This is a genomic window from Brevibacillus sp. TJ4 (assembly GCF_044627595.2).
GTDB lineage: Bacteria > Bacillota > Bacilli > Brevibacillales > Brevibacillaceae > Brevibacillus.
The window spans coordinates 2,124,507-2,141,130 of record NZ_CP185865.1; the positions used below are offsets into that span (position 1 = coordinate 2,124,507).

Here is a 16,624-nt window from a genome sequence, read left to right on the forward strand (position 1 = left end):
CGGGAGTTTTGGTCGGTTCTGCTGATCTCGGCTGCTGCAAACCAATCGCAAGTCGTTATGGCTTTGTGATTGGATCGAGCTTGTGGATTTATATGAGGCACACAAAAACTAGTATTAGAGTAACAAGTCTTATTTGTATTCAATGACTTTCCTGAAAACCCGATTTATTCATAGAAGATACTAGCAATCGGCTGATTTTGCATGCGTAGGCTGCTACTAGCTATAGCGACAACTGGTTATCGACAACCAGCGTCTGTAGATTCATATTGTACAAACGAACATTGTGAATGCTAATCTAATAATTGACCACCTAGTGGTACATTGCTCATAAAAAAGTTGACCACCTGAGCACCTCTTTCCTGTATCTTGAAGTTGTCGGACCACAAGATATAGGAGGAAAGGAAATGCTTCAGATGGCTAATTACGAGTTTATCAGGAAACAACACATTCTGCTAGGAAAGTCGATTCGCCAAATTTCTCGAGAGACCGGCTATTCCCGTCAAGTGATACGAAAGGCTTTGAAATCCTCTGAGATTCCTGTGTATCAGCTTTCAAAACCGAAGCCAAAGCCAGTCATTGATTCTGTCAAGCCCATCATCTTGGAGTGGCTGCATCAAGATGAACAAGCTCCCCCGAAGCAGCGTCATACTGCCAAACGCATTTACCAGAGACTCGTTGACGAACATGGATTCACCGGCGGTGAATCTACTGTACGACGCTACGTCAGAGAGTTGCGGGTTTCTCCCCCTAAAGCATTTGTCCCTCTCGATTTCCCGCCAGGGCGCTTTGCTCAATTTGACTGGGGTGAGGTTACGGTTCATTTACAAGGGAAACAAGTAAAGGTTCAAGTCTTTTGTATGCGTTGCACATACAGCAGAAAGATTTTTATCAAAACATTTGCTCATCAGAAGCAAGAGGCTCTTCTCCAAGGTCATGTAGATGCTTTTGAATTTTTCGGTGCTGTTCCCCAAGTCATCACATACGACAACCTGACAACAGCCGTTAAGAAGGTATTGGAGGGTAAAAATCGCGAGGAACAAGAGCGATTTACTCAGCTACGTGCCCACTACCTGTTTGAAAGCTATTTCTGTGATCCCGGAAAAGGGCATCAAAAAGGCCAGGTGGAAAACCTCGTACAGTTTGCTCAGAGGCAATTTTTTACCCCTGTACCCAGTGTTTCTTCTCTGGAGGAGCTCAATCAAATCCTCCTCGAAAAATGTATCTCTTACGAGAATACAACCGTTCCAAGGTCTTCACTAACGGTTGGAGAAGCATTTGCTCAAGAGTTGCCTATCATGCTTCCATTGCCTCCACGGCCATTGGATTGTTTCCGTGTTGTACCCGTGAAAAGCAATACGCTATCCATGATCCACATTGAGAAAAATGCCTATTCCGTCCCCGTTTCCTATGCATCGACCCAGCTTACTTGCCGAGTGTTTGCTGAAAAAGTTGAGGTGTATCACGGAAAAAGCCTGATTGCGACGCATGAGCGGTGTTTGGAAAAGGGAAAGGAGATTTTGCAATACGATCATTATCTGGATTTACTTCTTATTCGTCCAGGAGCAGTTCTTTATGCTAGACCATTGCATCAGGCAGGATTACCCGCCATTTACCAAAAGTTCTTGGACAAGTGCCGCAACCGACCAGGAGGGATGAAGGAGTTCGTTCGACTCTTGCTTTTGCACCGTGAATTCGATACTTCTCTTGTCGAAGAAGCACTGGAGGAGGCCTGCCAAAAAGGGATGTTCCAATATGATGCCGTAAGGCAATTATTGTTTCAGCGAACATTGCCGGAACACCGTCTACCCCAACTCTCGTTGGTGGAGGATAGCTCTGTTCCACGTATTCAGGTAAAGGCCCCAGATCTTAGCCAGTACAATCGTTTGTTACAGAAAAGGAGTGTGGTTCATTGAGTACGAGTTTCTTGCTTGAAACCTATGCGAAACGCCTTCGCTTACCTGCGATTAAACGTGTCTATAAGGAAATTGCCCATGATGCTGCTGAACGGCAAATTCCCTACGAGGAGTTCCTCTTAGCCCTACTAGAGCAAGAAGTTCAGCAAAGGGATGCTAACCAAATCGCCAGTCGCATCAAGCATGCCAAATTCCCTTCTATGAAAACGATCGATCAATTTGAATTCTCAGCCATTCCGTCTCTCAACAAGCCCAAATTGCTTCAACTGGCTCGCTGTGAGTACATCGAAAAGACAGAGAACATCATGTTTATCGGAAACTCTGGCACTGGCAAAACTCATCTCTCCATTGCACTCGGGAAGGAAGCTTGCCATCATGGCTATTCCGTCCAGTTTTGGACTGCCGCTAAAATATGCAATGAGCTTATGGAAGCTCAGTCCCAAAAGCGAATTCTCCAGCTAGAGAGGCAATGGTTGAAAACAGATTTGATTATTTTGGATGAAGTCGGGTTTGTCCCTCTCAGTCGGACCGGGGCGGAGTTATTATTCCAATTTTGTGCGGCCCGCTATGAGAAAGGAAGCATGATCATTACCAGTAATCTGGAATTTACGGAATGGACACAGATTTTCAAAGATGAGCAAATGACGTCAGCCCTGGTTGATCGGCTTACCCATCGTGCCCACATCTTTGCAATGAATTGTCAATATCGATTTAATTTTCCCCAAAACTATCGGTTGAAAATCCCCCATTTTTGTCGCTACTGGTTGTTTACTTCAGCAGGCTCTGGTCGGAAGAAACCTGCTTTTTTCTTTTCCTTAATGCGATAACTCTCCCCTTTGATATTGATCGTACTGGAATGGTGAAGAAGTCGGTCCAGAATCGCAGTGGCCAAAATGGTATCTCCGAAAATCTCTCCCCAGGCTCCGTACGATTTGTTTGAAGTCAAGATCAATGAACCTTTTTCATATCGTTCGGATACAATCTGAAAAAAGAAGTGAGCAGCGGTTTCGTCCATTTTGCGGTAACCAATCTCATCGATAATCAACAAATCTGGTTTGGTGAACGCGCGCATTTTTTGGGCAATCGTGCGATTGCCATGGGCCGTCTGAAGCGACTGCACCAGATCGTGGGCGGTGATAAAATAAACCGTATAGCGTTGCTTGATTGCTTCCAATCCAAGCGCAACGGCCAAATGAGTTTTACCAACACCGGGTGGGCCCAAGAAGATGAGGTTTTCCTGATGCTCGATAAAACCCAGAGTCGCCAAGTCACGGATACGTCTTTCATCGATGGAGGGTTGGAAAGAGAAATCAAATTCATCTAGTGTTTTTTTGAACGGAAGCCGTGCTAATCGCGTTCTTGTATGCAAAAATCGTTCGTATTTAGCGGCTAATTCCTCCTGTAAAAGCTTGTCCAAAAACTCCAAATACGATATGTTGTGTTTGGATGCTTCTTCGGCGTGATCGTGGAGGATCTCGGGGATGCGTACCCATCCAAAATGTCGGGACGCTTCCAACAGGCGTTCTTGCAAGATCATTGCAGCGTCACCTCTTCTTCCGCCAGTTCTTCATACGCCGTGAGAGAGCGTTCCAACACTTCGGGTGTTGAATTCGCCATATAACGGGGTGTAGGTTGGGGAACCGGTTTGCTCGTAGATGTGCGAATTCCTTCGAAGTGTTTTTTTATGCTTACGGTCTGATGACGCCCCCACTGTTTGGGGTGTTCCGCGATAAGATGGCCATTGCAATAAAATCGCAAGACTCCATTTTTCTCATCTTGAATTTCTACTACTCGACCGATGTGCTCCCATGGAACAGAGTAACGATTGGCTTCAAAAGAAACATAAGCGTCACTCATCACCTTCCGGTAATGCCGGTCCACAACAGCAAAAGGCACGAGGTTCAAAGGTTGGAGGTCTTCCTCTTTCCATCGTTCATTCGGCATTTGATGGGTGGTTCCGTGAAGGCGACAATTTGCAACGGTGTCCAGCCAAAAGCGTACTTGTTGATTGAGATCTTGCAGCCCGGTAAAAGTGCCGATGCGAGGCCAAAAGTTCTTTCTGAGATAACCCACCCCACTCTCCACTTTTCCCTTCGTTCGAGCCCGATAGGGCTTGCAGCTCAGCAGTTTGCACCCATAGTGGCTGGCAAAGCGGGCGAAACGCTCGTTCCAGATCACCCTACCATTGTCATCTCGACCAAAAACAACTGTTTTCATGTTGTCGTACAAACAACTTTGAGGCACACCCCCAAAGTACTGCCAAGCCCGAAGATGACAACCGATGAGTGTTTCCAGTTTTTCGTCCTCGGTAAATTCTACATACATCATGCGTGAATAACCCAGCACCATGACGAAAGCGTAAAGACGCTTTTGTTTTCCGTTGACATTTGCTCGAAAATGTCCCCAATCTACTTGCGCTTGTTGTCCAGGCTTCGTTTCGTAACGCACAGTTGCTTTTGAACGAAAGTGGGGGCGCAGCGGCTTCATGAAGTCTCGTAAGATGGTGTCCTTTCCGGTATAGCCGCGGGCTTTTATTTCTTCGAAGATGATGCGGGCATTTTGACAGCCCTCAGACATTCGAGTACGGATGAAATCCTTGAAGGGATCCAACTTGCTGGGACGTGGTTTGCGAGAAGGATAGCTCTCTGGCGTTTCTTTCAGGAGCCATTTTCGAATCGTTTTTCGATCCCGTCCCATTTCTTCAGCAATTTGGGTAATACTCATACCTTTCAGACGCATTTCTTTGATCACAAAAAACTCCCCATTCTTCACCATATTTACTCTCCTCCCGGAGAGTATGTCGGCTTTTTCTGGGGAATTTTAAACCGCTGATATTGGGGATTTTACAACCGATTTTGACAGAATGGGGACAGTTATCGCTTTAAACAGAGCATTCAAAGATCGTGATCATGAAAAAGTTACCCACCCGACGGGTGGATTGATTTTTGCCATGGTGGTCAATTTTTTGATGAGCACTGTGGTCAACATTTTGGTTGACATTCACAGAACATTCGATCACTATGCAAATTTCACCTTCTGTATCCAGGAACATGCGATCGGAGTTAACCCTCTCCCTTACTGTCGTTCGTGCAGGTATCTTCCTCGACACCCTCTGTTTGTTTCAGTACATGAAATTGTCATTTTATGAACTGAAAAGACTTCTTACTTTTTTATTTACATAACTTTAATTCAACTATGAAGGATTATTTATTATCTAAATCATTACGCTCCTACATCCGTTTTTACACCCCGTTCCTCATTTTGTTTTTCGGTCTTATACCTATCTTCTACTATAGAACAGACCTCCTCACTCAATCCCTTAATCAGTATATTTAATGGATAATAATGGTGATTTTACATATCCATGGGATATTATCAACAGGAAAGTTTAACAACACCAAAAATTAAAAAGAGCCTCTCTGGCCCTTTTTAATTTCCTGATACAGTTGTTAACTGTTTATCCTGTTTATGATTTTTTTGGTTAGTTTTCCTTTTTTCCTCTAAGTATTCCTTAGCCCATTTTGCAATCGGAAGAGCAACGGCTCTTGCTAACATAACGGGTACTGCATTTCCGATCTGCTTATAAATCTTATCTACTTGACTATTGATTTGAGGGTCGAGCGGACAAAACTCATACCAATCCGGGAATGTTTGTATCCGTTGAATCTCTTTAATGGATAATCTGCGGTACTCTGATTCATCACCCGTGAATTTCCATTTATCCTTTTCAACAAACTCCATTGGTGGCACACCTGGATGCAAAGGGGCTTGTCGCCCAGATGCCTGAATTGTGAAGCTTTGCTCGTCCCAATTTTTCCTTCGATTACGAGACATATAAATTGGAGAAAAGGATCCCTTGTAATATTTTCCATACTTATTGGGGTCACCGTTCAGGTCTTTAATTGCATCACTAAGTGTTACGAATGGTTGTTTTGTACCCGGTCCATGCGTAGGGTTAGGGAATTCATATATAAAATTTAAAGGTTTTTTTGGATCTTCACGTACACCAACGAGGAAAACACGTTCTCTTAGCTGAGGAACACCGTAATCTCTCGCATTTAGCGGTACTGGGAAAATATCCATTGGATCTTTTTTGTAATAAACTTTATATCCTACTGCTTCAAAATCTTCTACAATTTGCTTGAATACTTCTCCTTTACCTAGGGTCAACATACCTTTCACATTCTCAGCAACGAAAATATCGGGCTCTGATTCTTGCAAACAGCGAATGAACTGCAAATATAAAAAGTTACGCTCGTCATCAATAAGGCGTGGACCTGCTTCAGAAAAGCCAGGACACGGGAAACCTCCAAGAACAATATCCGCTTTTGGGAATCGTTTAATTTTTCGTATATCCCCATATAACACGTTGGTTTTTTCTGGATCTTTTAGATTTCTTTTATAGGTTTCTAGTGCTTCCTTGAAATAATCATTAGCAAAAATGGTATGGAATATGCTCTGTTCACGAAGCCTGCTATATTGATCTTTATCTTTAAACGCCTTAAGAGCATTCTCCTCACCAATGACAGCTTGAAGACCAGCTAATTCAAAGCCAAGATCAAGCCCTCCTGCACCACAAAATAAGGATAGTACATTAAATTTGTCAGGTTTATAATGTACTTCATCCTGAATATCAATCTCGCCCTCAATCTTAGATTCTTGAGCAATTTTTTGTAGCAAAAACTCACGTATATCTTCTGGTGCTAAGTTGGGAGCTGGTTTATATTTAGCACGACCTCTTTGTTCCAGTTTAACCATATCTACCGCTCCTTCCTTTAACGATGGCTTATGTACTCTATTTTACTGCATAATGAGGATAATCTAGGCTTTATTTAAAAAAGCATGGCATGTTGTTCCTAAAAACAGAAGGAACATACGTTCTTTTCAATCATAATATCGCAATTCTACTTCGTATTCAAGAGAATATCTAACTATAAACTATATACCGCCCTTCTAGTTAAGCTAAATTTGTAGCACTTTTCCATAGTTGTAAGAAGTGCTGTTCATACTGTGCAGTAATTTCATCATCCGTAATAAATTGAAAGGCATTCACTTCTGCGAAACAACTGTGAGGGATGGTAACAGACTCGTTATCGATGACGTAAACCATGTCACGATCTTCGTCCCATGCAAATTGTGTTGGTGTTACATTGGCCGTCATAACCACTACCGAGTTATCGACAATGATAAACTTATCGTGAATGACGGGATGCCAGAATTTCTGCTCCACGTTCGGTAGCCCTCTTAAAATATTTGCTGCTTTTGCAGCCCTGTTTCCCTGTTTTTGTTGCTCACTTGTTGTTTGCTTTAATACTTTTATCTCAATCTCTTGATTCTTAGCAATCTCTATTAGAAGTTCGACGATTCCCTTATGGTCTTCCGTACCAAAGGGGTTGTAATCGTTGACATGCTGAGTGCAGATATAAATTCTACTCTGTGCGCGTTTGATAAACTTCGAAATACATGTTCTTGCCACCTTAGGGCTTCCTTCTGAGTTGTAAAAAAACCAGGGAGCTGTAAACATGGCATTCCCGGTAATCTGCGTGTTCGTTTTCTTTTGTAACTTATAGTAGGCGTCATGCTGTGCTGCATCTTTAAAATCTTTGTAATCATCGAGTGAGAGCGAGTTTTCTCTAAGATGCCTAAAAAACTGCATATAGGAATGAATTGACTCCTGATCTCCCTCAATGACCAGCATATTCTCACTATGGGATTGATCAGCACAAGCTAAATTGCTGGACGTCAGAATACATTTATGCTTACCGTCTTTAAAGGTAGCAAGTACACATTTCGCATGAAGACTATACGTATATGTTCCTCGATTGTATTGTGTCTCCGACCAAACGTACGTATGAGGGAACAATCGTAAATCAACAACAGGTCCATCAGATTGCGTAATACTTTGAAATATTTTTTCAGCAAATTGTCGCTTACTTTTCTTTTCTCGATATCCGCTTACCGAAACTTCAACCTCACTATATCCATCAAGAGGTATTGTATATACTGTAACTTGAGTTCCTTTAAGAACTTGTTTCTGTAAAAAATCGTGCAGAAAGCGATTGTTATAAAGAAAAAAAGAGGCCTGAATACTTTCAGCCCCTTGAAGTTCAACCATCAGCTTCTTAAGCAAATAAGGGGAACTTCCCTTTTCGTGTTTGACTCTCGTATCTGATGGAACCTCAAAATATGCTCGATACAACTTTGCTCACCCTATCTAGAGAACATCGTTTTATTAAATCCATAGTTATCGTAATCCCTGCTCTGAAAGTCCCGAATAAAGGGAGATAAAAAAGGTGGCTTCTCACCAACACAAAACATCACCACTTTTTCTCTTGCTCGAGAAAGGGCAACATAGAGTACCTTTTTCTCCTCATTTATAATGGAGTCTTCATCTTGATAGTACCCTTCTGATGAGGTATCCCCACCGTGTCGCTTTTTAATCTCATCCATCTTCTGTTTAATAGGATAATGTTCACGATCAAAGTGTAGGATAAACACGTAATCAAACTCAAGCCCTTTTACGGAAAATGCATCCGTAAAAAAGAGAGGAGGTTTCTCTTGATCGTGGTTAAACTTTTTTCCGTAATTCTCTACGCCAATGACGTTAAAATCCCTCTCTAAAGTTAATCGGATCGATGAGTTACGTGTTTTCCATTCATCTGTGTCATATCGGTGAATAATCGCGACAGTAGCATTCGGATCATGGACTCTTGCCTTTTTGATTTCGTTCACTATATATGCAACCATCTTAGGGGTGTCCTGATATAGGCGAATCTCTGGTTTGGGACCCTCTCGAACGAAATCAAGGTCACTCTCCTTGTCATTATCGGTATCGAGAAAGGAAATGGAACGAGCCAGTTTCATGATTTGCTTGGTTGAGCGGAAATTGATTTTCAATTTTCTACTCCGATTACCTTCTATTTCAATTCCTAAAGCCTTTAGTGAATACGGCGTTCTTCGATAGATTCTCTGTTTATGATCACCAGTCATCGTAATCGATTTTTTGCCTAATAAATTCAGCGCTAATAGCTGCATAGGCTGAAGATCCTGCACCTCGTCGATAAAGATGTGATCATACTTCAGCTGTTCTGGAATTGAGTCGATATACTTGAGGAGCAAAAGTGCATAATCTTCCTGATCGTAATCCTCGGGCCAGTGCTCACTCCGAAATCGTTCATACCCTTGAAAAATCTCAAAAACCGTCTTTCGTTGTTCCACAGTTAACCTTGGACTTGTACCTCTCCCTACCCTTTCACAACTTAAGTACTTGTCTTCCTCGATAAAGCCATTGCCTTTCATCCAAAAGATCTCATCTCGAATAAACCCTTCCATATGGGTTTTATAAAGTTGCCGAGTTCTTGGGAGGGACGCATACTCTTTCGATGCCAGGAATTTAGCTAAATAGGCTTCCGTTCTACGATACACATTGTCTTCTCTTCGACCAATGGATCCAATAGATACTCGAAGTAGGTTTAGTGTCATGAGATTGGCTTCCATCAAAATATCACGAACCATTTGGTGAAAGGTCTTGAGATGAACAGTGTGATTATCTTTTAGATCGCGGTACAATTGGGACTGATTGCTGCGTTTACGAGCATCCTCAATAAGGGTTTGCCCGAAGGTTACATATAACAGGCGCTGCTCCCGCTTCTCTTCCGCCATCACCTTAAACATTCGTCCTAGTAACGTAATGCTCTTACCACTACCAGCCGATCCATTAATCATCAAAAATTTATCTCTTCGTTGAACGACGGCCAGTTGCTCCCGGCTTAACGTAATCTTGTCAAAGAGGTTTCCCGTCTTTAAAAAGGATAGCCAATAATGACGGTTCTGAAGCGCTTCATCTTTCTGGTATTCCTTATCTGTCCATGCTTCAGATAGTTGGTTCCAAAAATAGTGTTGAATCGCCATTGTTTCCGCCTACTCTTTCGTATTTGTATAAACTTGAATCCATCTCATCAACGAATCGGCTACGTTTTTGGTAATAGGTCATGACTAGAACAGATTTCGCTCTGGTCATCGCAACATAGAGCAAGCGGCGCTCAACCGCCAATGTTTCTTCATCCAAATCTTCATTTGAGTCATAAGAAGGTACCGTTTTCTCTCGCAGTCGAATGACAAGCGCGGTATCAAATTCAAGACCTTTAGCAGAGTGAAACGTCATTAGCTTTACTCCTTGCTTGATGGCGCTACCCTGATCCTTTGTGACATATTCGACAGGCACTCCTATGGTTAGTAGTCGTTTATAAAAACGTGACAACGAAGGTTTTCTGCGAGAAAGAATACCAATTGTCCATTCTGGATAACTAGTTAGCAATTCTTTTACAGCTTGAACAATGTATTCCTCCTCATCTTCATAGCCCTCACATTCCACTAACAACGGAATTGGTCCTGTTCTCTCTGGTAAAATGGGATGGACGTATTCCTCATCGTTGTTTTTATATAACGGGTCGTGTTTTTGCAAACTATGAGCGAGAGAGATAATTTGCTTGGTCGAGCGAAATGAATCTTGAAGCAACTTAGTGCGACCACCTGTAATATTTACCCCTATATCACGCCATGCGAATGAAGTATTGTATATCTTTTGCCCTTTGTCAGCTGCAATAATCATTCGCTTGTTAGCACACTTCTTGAGCAGTTTGAGCTGTAGTTCTTGTAAGTCTTGCGCCTCGTCCACTAAAACATTATCGAGTGTGGGAAATGAATTAAGATTAGCACATTTACTATGAAGAAGATGTGCCAGGTCATCGAAGTCTACACAATTCAATAGCTGCAGTTCTTTCTGATACTCCGAAAATACGCTAAAAATGACTTCACGTGCTTTTTTATCGACGAAAACCTTGGTGCCTCTGCCTATACGATCCGCACCAAAATACTGCTCTTTTTGCCGAAGGTCCTTGCCTTTCATCCAGCTGATTTCATCGTCTAGAAAATCGAGATACTTCTCTTCCACGACAAGACGATGAGTAATCTGCTCACGGACTTTTTCAATACTCCTTTTTAAGGCCAATTCTTTGTCGGTTTGCTTGACAATATTAAACCGGACACGGATCTTTCTAAGCATTTGCATGGTCCAGGAGTGGAATGTCGTAACGACGAGACGATCAGATCCAATGATGCTTGCTAACTCTTTGGCATAGGCTGACAGTGCACCGTTAAAGGTAAAGAGATAGACTTTTTCATCTACATATTTTGTGAGAATTTTGTTTGCTTTGTTGAGAAGAACTATTGTTTTACCGCTACCGGCAATTCCCCGTATAAGTAAGTCTTGTCCCTCATAATCAACGGCCTCTTGCTGTTTTTTGGTTAATGTTACGTTCTGCATGTCTATTCCCCTTAAATAAAACCGTCATCATCGTCAGAATCAGTCCCTAGAATCGCGTCGCGAAAACTTGGAATCGTTTCGTTTGCTTTTAGAAGTGCCACTTCCCCAGTGATGATACGCATATCGGTAGAAGCAGTCTGTGCTATTCTTATAAGCCTTTCCGGAGGAAGACCTCGACTCCAGCGGCTTGAAATCTCATCAAATAACTTTGTGTCAATCATAAGATGGCCCTCAACTTATCATCGACTGCATAATATCCATTCTTACAGGAAGATAGGTGCGGACACAACCGACATAGCTTCGATGGCGTTGCTCGCATCTGTATTCCTTCTTTAGCTGCTAGTTCCACTAATGTTTCTTTTACACGTTTACGACGAAATGCTTCCCGAACTGGACTCATCAGATTTAGATTTCGTTCCCCATCCGTATAATGGGAACGCAGAAACTGGAATGTTTCACGACCAAGAACATAATCTTTTCCATCTATAGTTGAGTAGTATATATCAAATAAACTAATGTACTTCATGGCATTCTCAGCGATCGTTTGCTTTCGGACCTTGCTCCAAAATGGAAATAACTCAGATATTTGTGCGGTTACTTCCTCATCCGGGCTATCGGATAAGCGGTATCCTGCCTGCAACAAAGCACCAAATAAGAACTGATGGTGGAAGTCAGACGAGAAGGTCGCATAGGGTTGAGTAAGGAAGCTGTAAGTAAACCGCGCAGGACACAACGTAAACTCAGCTGCCGCATCGCTTGGATATTCCGCAAGTGCGGTAAGAGCTTCTTCCTTGTTACCTTCAATGATGTTAAAAGGCATTTCGCTATCAGTCTGGAACAGCGTTTCAATACGAGTTGGCGTTTGTCCAAGTAACGAGATGTACACAGACTCTTCGTATACCTTATTACTCATGTTTTGAACCCAGGAAATCTTAATATTCTCCGCAAATGCAAGCACGCTAAAATACAAATACCTAGCAATATTTGGTGCATACTGTTCACGTTGGAAAAGAAGCGTAACCTCCCTTGTACAGGGAAGCTCTTTTAAAGTTTCCCTTGTAAGTGGCCAAGGGAGTGAGGCGCTGTTATAGGGTAAACTCTCCTCGTCAATTCCACATAGGTGCACATATGATCCTAATAAGGCCGCTCCATCGGCTTCGTCAAACTTTTGGACAGGGCGCATTTCTGTTTTCTGTGTTGAATCGTCTTCCTCCAGAAACCTCCCGCCTAGGTACAGCGCAATTGCATATGACAGGTCTTCAACATAGAATGATTCGTTCGACGAAAAATCTTCACGTAGACGTTCCCTTAGCTCCTCAAGAAGCTTTTTCTCACTTCCTGTAAAGGATTCTGTATCCAGTCCCTCGTCCATAAGACTCTCTATTTTACTTAAATGCTCTCGAATCGTTACTTTTTGCTCTCCTTGGAACAAAAGCTCTGCTTGAACAAATAGTTTTTCAATAAAGAATATAATGTCTTTTACATCGCTAGTCGAAACATTGAAGTAAGAAAACCGTAACATAGGGTTCTCTGCCATTCGATGGAACCTGTTATCTGAATGGGTGAATGACTCTACCGGTCCTTCCTTAATGGCTTGAAGATACTTTGCTGTTTTTCGCCATTCGGCAAGTGTACTACATCCAGAGAAGAAGGGCATAACTGCCTGCAACTGATCTACATAATGTTTGGCATTTTTCCCTTCATGGAAGAGCCATCCTGAAGTAAAGCATTCGAATAGCCCTTTTTCCGTGATTTCAAGCCTTCCTTTTCGTTCATTCCACATCAAGTGAAGGTGGAACAAATATTGTCCGATTGGATAAGAGAGGAAATGACGCTCCTCAAAAGCCTCTGGTACATAATCCTTTAATCGCTCATTCAAGTAGGAATCTCTTGGGGAAATATAACTTGCCTCGTGTTCTTTATAGTACGTTAAAAAACCTGAAAAATCGGTAAATCTGAGGATTTCAGGCTCCCAGGCTGATAAGTCTGGTGTTATTTGTGCACCTTCATAGGAGCTGCTAAAACGATCTCCAAAGTTAAGCTCTTGATCTCGCAAGGTTGAATATGTCCATTTGTCCTTTTTGACCCACGCGCCTAAAAATGCCTCAACAGCTGCAAATGTGCTAGGGTAACGTTGATCATAAAGGTTCAAAAACACCAGTTCTATTCCGTTTGCTTCCAACATGGATATTATACGATGCTGAAGTGGTGTAATAAAGTAGAATCCATGCAGGACAACTGATCTAGGTATCTCGTCTGTGTCGAGAACCTTTTTTAACTGACGAAGAAATTGTTCTGGAGATTGTAAAAAAGTACGAATTTCCGCGAAAGAACGATCTTCCGCCTCCATTCTCCGCCAGCAGCGCTGAAATAACTCCTCCTCCAATGTTTTTGGGGATAAATCGTCCGGGACTACACCCATTTCCGTAAGTAAGCGCATCGAAAGAAGTACATTTTGCTGGTTATGTCGAAATGCGTAAATTAATTTGCCAGCGAATAGCGGATCCGCACCTTCTTCACGAACAATACTAGTCAGCCGTGTAAATTGCGCAAGTTTCGTTGCCGACTTTGCCCAATTACCTAAAAGCGAGTTAATAAAAGGTCCGGCGTTTTTCGTTTGAGGGATCAATTCTTTGTATTGCTTTAGTACACCCTCATATAAGCTGACTGTTGCACAGATTTGCAACTCCTTCTTATATTCCAGAAGCTCTTCGATTTCTGTTAATTTCGTGATGTCGTTATAGGCAAACAACTTTCTAGACATGCGTATGTACCCCCTGTTTGGCAAGAAGCATATACCAGTTGTTATAGGTATACTTTTGATTGGCTATAAGCCAAAGTCTTTCTTCAGCACGAGTCATGGCTACATAAAGTAGCCGAGTCTCTTCTTTGATTGACTCATTCTCTTCAGTGGATTGAAGTCTTACATGGTTATCGTTTTTATACTCAGCTTCACCATCTCGAATAAACCAGCCCGCATGCCATTTATCTTCTAATTTTTCTAAAAGCAATTCGTTAAAAACATAGCGGAAGACTTTATCGGTAAATGGCAAAATAATCGTATGGAACTCGAGACCTTTCGATTTGTGAACGGTCATAACATGCACACGTTCTCCTTGATCTTTTTCATCCAGCAGTGGCTCATCCTCATCCCGATTGACCGCGATTTGAAGTTGTAGCCATGATTGTAGTGAGTACAGGGAAACAAACTCAGAAGAAAACTGGTTGTGAATCAGCTCAAATAGATGGTTTAGATTCAGTTCATACTGCAAGGCACGTGCTCTCGCCTCAGTTTCATTCTCCTGATCCGGTCGTTCCTGATTTAATTGTGCGAGCTCCGTCAAATAATATCGACTAACCGGGTTCGTTTTCTCTACAATCTCTCGGATAACGGCCAATACCGGGGTAATCCGCAGGTCTTCCAAATACTTTTCCCAGTTACCTAATGGGTTTAGAGAGGTCAGAAATTCACTTACCCTACTCTCATCTCCCCCAAATGAAGTAAGAGCTGACCATCCAACGTACGTGTTTGAATAAGATGAATTCAGTAAGTTAAAAAGAGCGATTGGTCGTCTAGGGAATAGGAGCGCGTCAACAAGGGCTTTGAAATCCTTCACTGTCGGACTTACATAAAAGGTGCCCCCAATGTCGAGCTGAACATCGATCCCTGCTTTTTTACACCACTGTTGGATATAAAACGCCTGGTTATTTGTTCGAACCAGCACGGCAATCCTTTGTTTACGAGGATTCTCCAGACCTTCCTTTGCCATATTAATCATATTAATTGTATGGCTTTCTTGTAAATCGCTATGTCGTTCAAAGGTTCGTTTCTGGACGAGAAGTGATTGTTCTTCTGAGCTTTGTCTTACGCCTTTAAGACTATCTTTTTTCCCGTATGGAAGAAAGTCTATCTTACCCCACGCCGAAAAGTACGTTTCCATCTGGTCAAGCAAGCGAACAGAAGAGCGATAGTTAGTTGTAAGCGAATAGTTTCTCATCGTTCCACCTGTGATACTCTTCAACTGATTGCGAAGGATATCAAATGCTGTGTATTTTGCACCTCGGAACCGGTAGATACTTTGTTTGATATCTCCAACTACGAACAATTTCATGTTATATGCACCCACTAGGCGAGAGGCAAGTTTGATCTGAATATCATCTGTATCTTGGAACTCGTCTATGAAAAGGTACGATAGGGTTTTCTTTTTATTTTGGAATACAGATGAATGCCTAGTGATATAGTCGAGTTGACGAGTCAAATCGCTTAAGGTGATTGCATTGGAGTCGATCTTTAACTCTTGAAGTTCTTTTTCACATAATGGAAAAATCGTAGAGAAAAGTCGGTGTAAGGAAGCACTTGGCGTTGCTGCACCTCCCCAATGAATGCATTTGATCTCGTTTTCCGACAAACCTTTTTGCTCCATCTCTTCCCAAAAATCGTTGGCAATCTCTATTACTTTGTAAAGTGGAATATCATTAAAGAGTGCAAGTAACTCTCGGTCTCTATTTTCACTCTGTACCCATTCGTTAATATACCGCTCAATGATAGCCGAGCGTTGCATTTTAAGGCTTTTAATGCTCACATTCGATCCGTAACCGATTATGGATCCCATTTCTTTTATGAGTTCTTTTGCAAAAGAATGAATCGTACTAATCTGCATTGAAGGAAGCTCTTCAATATAGGTAAGATACTTGACGGCACCTGTTGCTTGATATCGGCAATAAAACTCTTCACGCAGTTTTTGAAACATCCTATGAGCCGCTTCCCTCGTAAACGTGATCATCGCCAACTCTTTCAGAGATGTTTCCGTGGTTTGCAGAATGTATAGAATACGCTGAATCATGACCGTTGTTTTTCCGGTACCTGCTCCTGCCTTCACACTCAAATGAACGTCAGAAGGTGCATGCTCAACTAGGTATTGCTCTAGGTTAAAGTGACTACTTTTAGAAAAGTGCTTCAGTGCTCTTCGCTCGAGCAAAGATGAAAATTGTCCATCTACAATTGATAGCATGGGATATTTACTAAGTTCATTACCTTCAGTTACATAAATCTGTAGCAACTTGGCATCTCTATATGCTCGTAAATCCTCAAAGTCGTGATCTCGATCGGTAAACACAATGACCTTCACGCCATTTAGTAGGTATGTTTGCAGTATTTCTTTTTGAATGTTATCCCGTATCGAAACAGTTAAGTATGAATGTTTAGGCATTTTCAATATGATCTACCTTCTTTATACTAGGAATAGAACTTAGCGACTACTACATACGTGTTTTTAATCAACCGAAAAGAAATCCCTTCCATAAAACTTAATAGGAAATAAGAACCATATATAGAAGTTTAACATATAATGAAAACTCTTACAGCCACTCTAAGGAAAATTTTAGT

Annotated in this window: 11 protein-coding genes; 2 read left to right on the top strand and 9 right to left on the bottom strand. The window is 42.0% G+C overall.

Going from position 1 to position 16,624, the window contains the following annotated elements; all coding sequences use genetic code 11:
• Window positions 1-404 precede the first annotated feature (404 nt).
• Window positions 405-1,913 (top strand): IS21 family transposase, encoded by a 1,509-nt coding sequence (gene istA / locus ACAF76_RS10405; protein ID WP_024985261.1) that lies wholly within the window; start codon window positions 405-407, stop codon window positions 1,911-1,913.
• Window positions 1,910-2,740 (top strand): IS21-like element helper ATPase IstB, encoded by an 831-nt coding sequence (gene istB / locus ACAF76_RS10410; protein ID WP_421617876.1) that lies wholly within the window; start codon window positions 1,910-1,912, stop codon window positions 2,738-2,740. Before istA (ACAF76_RS10405) ends, istB (ACAF76_RS10410) begins: the two co-directional genes overlap by 4 nt.
• Here istB (ACAF76_RS10410) and istB (ACAF76_RS10415) read toward each other — a convergent pair.
• From istB (ACAF76_RS10415) to ACAF76_RS10455, 9 genes are all read right to left on the bottom strand, one after another.
• Window positions 2,671-3,450 carry an IS21-like element helper ATPase IstB gene (gene istB / locus ACAF76_RS10415; RefSeq protein WP_421617417.1) on the bottom strand — a complete coding sequence of 260 codons (780 nt, stop codon included), beginning with the start codon at window positions 3,448-3,450 and terminating at the stop codon, window positions 2,671-2,673. The genes istB (ACAF76_RS10410) and istB (ACAF76_RS10415) overlap by 70 nt on opposite strands.
• Window positions 3,447-4,688: an IS21 family transposase gene (istA, locus tag ACAF76_RS10420; protein WP_400162873.1), complete on the bottom strand. Its 1,242-nt coding sequence runs from the start codon at window positions 4,686-4,688 to the stop codon at window positions 3,447-3,449. The genes istB (ACAF76_RS10415) and istA (ACAF76_RS10420) overlap by 4 nt, the downstream gene beginning before the upstream one ends.
• Window positions 4,689-5,342: 654 nt before the next feature.
• Window positions 5,343-6,671 (bottom strand): DNA cytosine methyltransferase, encoded by a 1,329-nt coding sequence (locus ACAF76_RS10425; protein ID WP_421617877.1) that lies wholly within the window; start codon window positions 6,669-6,671, stop codon window positions 5,343-5,345.
• 199 nt (window positions 6,672-6,870) lie between these two features.
• Entirely contained in the window at window positions 6,871-8,112 is a 1,242-nt protein-coding gene (locus ACAF76_RS10430) for a phospholipase D-like domain-containing protein (RefSeq protein WP_421617878.1), read from the bottom strand.
• An 11-nt stretch (window positions 8,113-8,123) separates the two neighbouring features.
• Window positions 8,124-9,824 (bottom strand): UvrD-helicase domain-containing protein, encoded by a 1,701-nt coding sequence (locus tag ACAF76_RS10435; protein ID WP_421617879.1) that lies wholly within the window; start codon window positions 9,822-9,824, stop codon window positions 8,124-8,126.
• Window positions 9,787-11,238: a 3'-5' exonuclease gene (locus tag ACAF76_RS10440; protein ID WP_421617880.1), complete on the bottom strand. Its 1,452-nt coding sequence runs from the start codon at window positions 11,236-11,238 to the stop codon at window positions 9,787-9,789. The genes ACAF76_RS10435 and ACAF76_RS10440 overlap by 38 nt, the downstream gene beginning before the upstream one ends.
• A gap of 11 nt (window positions 11,239-11,249) precedes the next feature.
• Complete coding sequence (locus tag ACAF76_RS10445) at window positions 11,250-11,459, bottom strand: hypothetical protein (RefSeq protein WP_421617881.1); 210 nt, start codon at window positions 11,457-11,459, stop codon at window positions 11,250-11,252.
• On the bottom strand, window positions 11,456-14,002 hold the full coding sequence (locus ACAF76_RS10450; RefSeq protein ID WP_421617882.1) for a hypothetical protein: 2,547 nt from the start codon (window positions 14,000-14,002) through the stop codon (window positions 11,456-11,458). The genes ACAF76_RS10445 and ACAF76_RS10450 overlap by 4 nt, the downstream gene beginning before the upstream one ends.
• A complete protein-coding gene (locus tag ACAF76_RS10455) occupies window positions 13,995-16,448 on the bottom strand; it encodes a UvrD-helicase domain-containing protein (protein ID WP_421617915.1) in 2,454 nt (817 codons plus the stop codon). The genes ACAF76_RS10450 and ACAF76_RS10455 overlap by 8 nt, the downstream gene beginning before the upstream one ends.
• Between the last annotated feature and the right edge of the window lie 176 nt (window positions 16,449-16,624).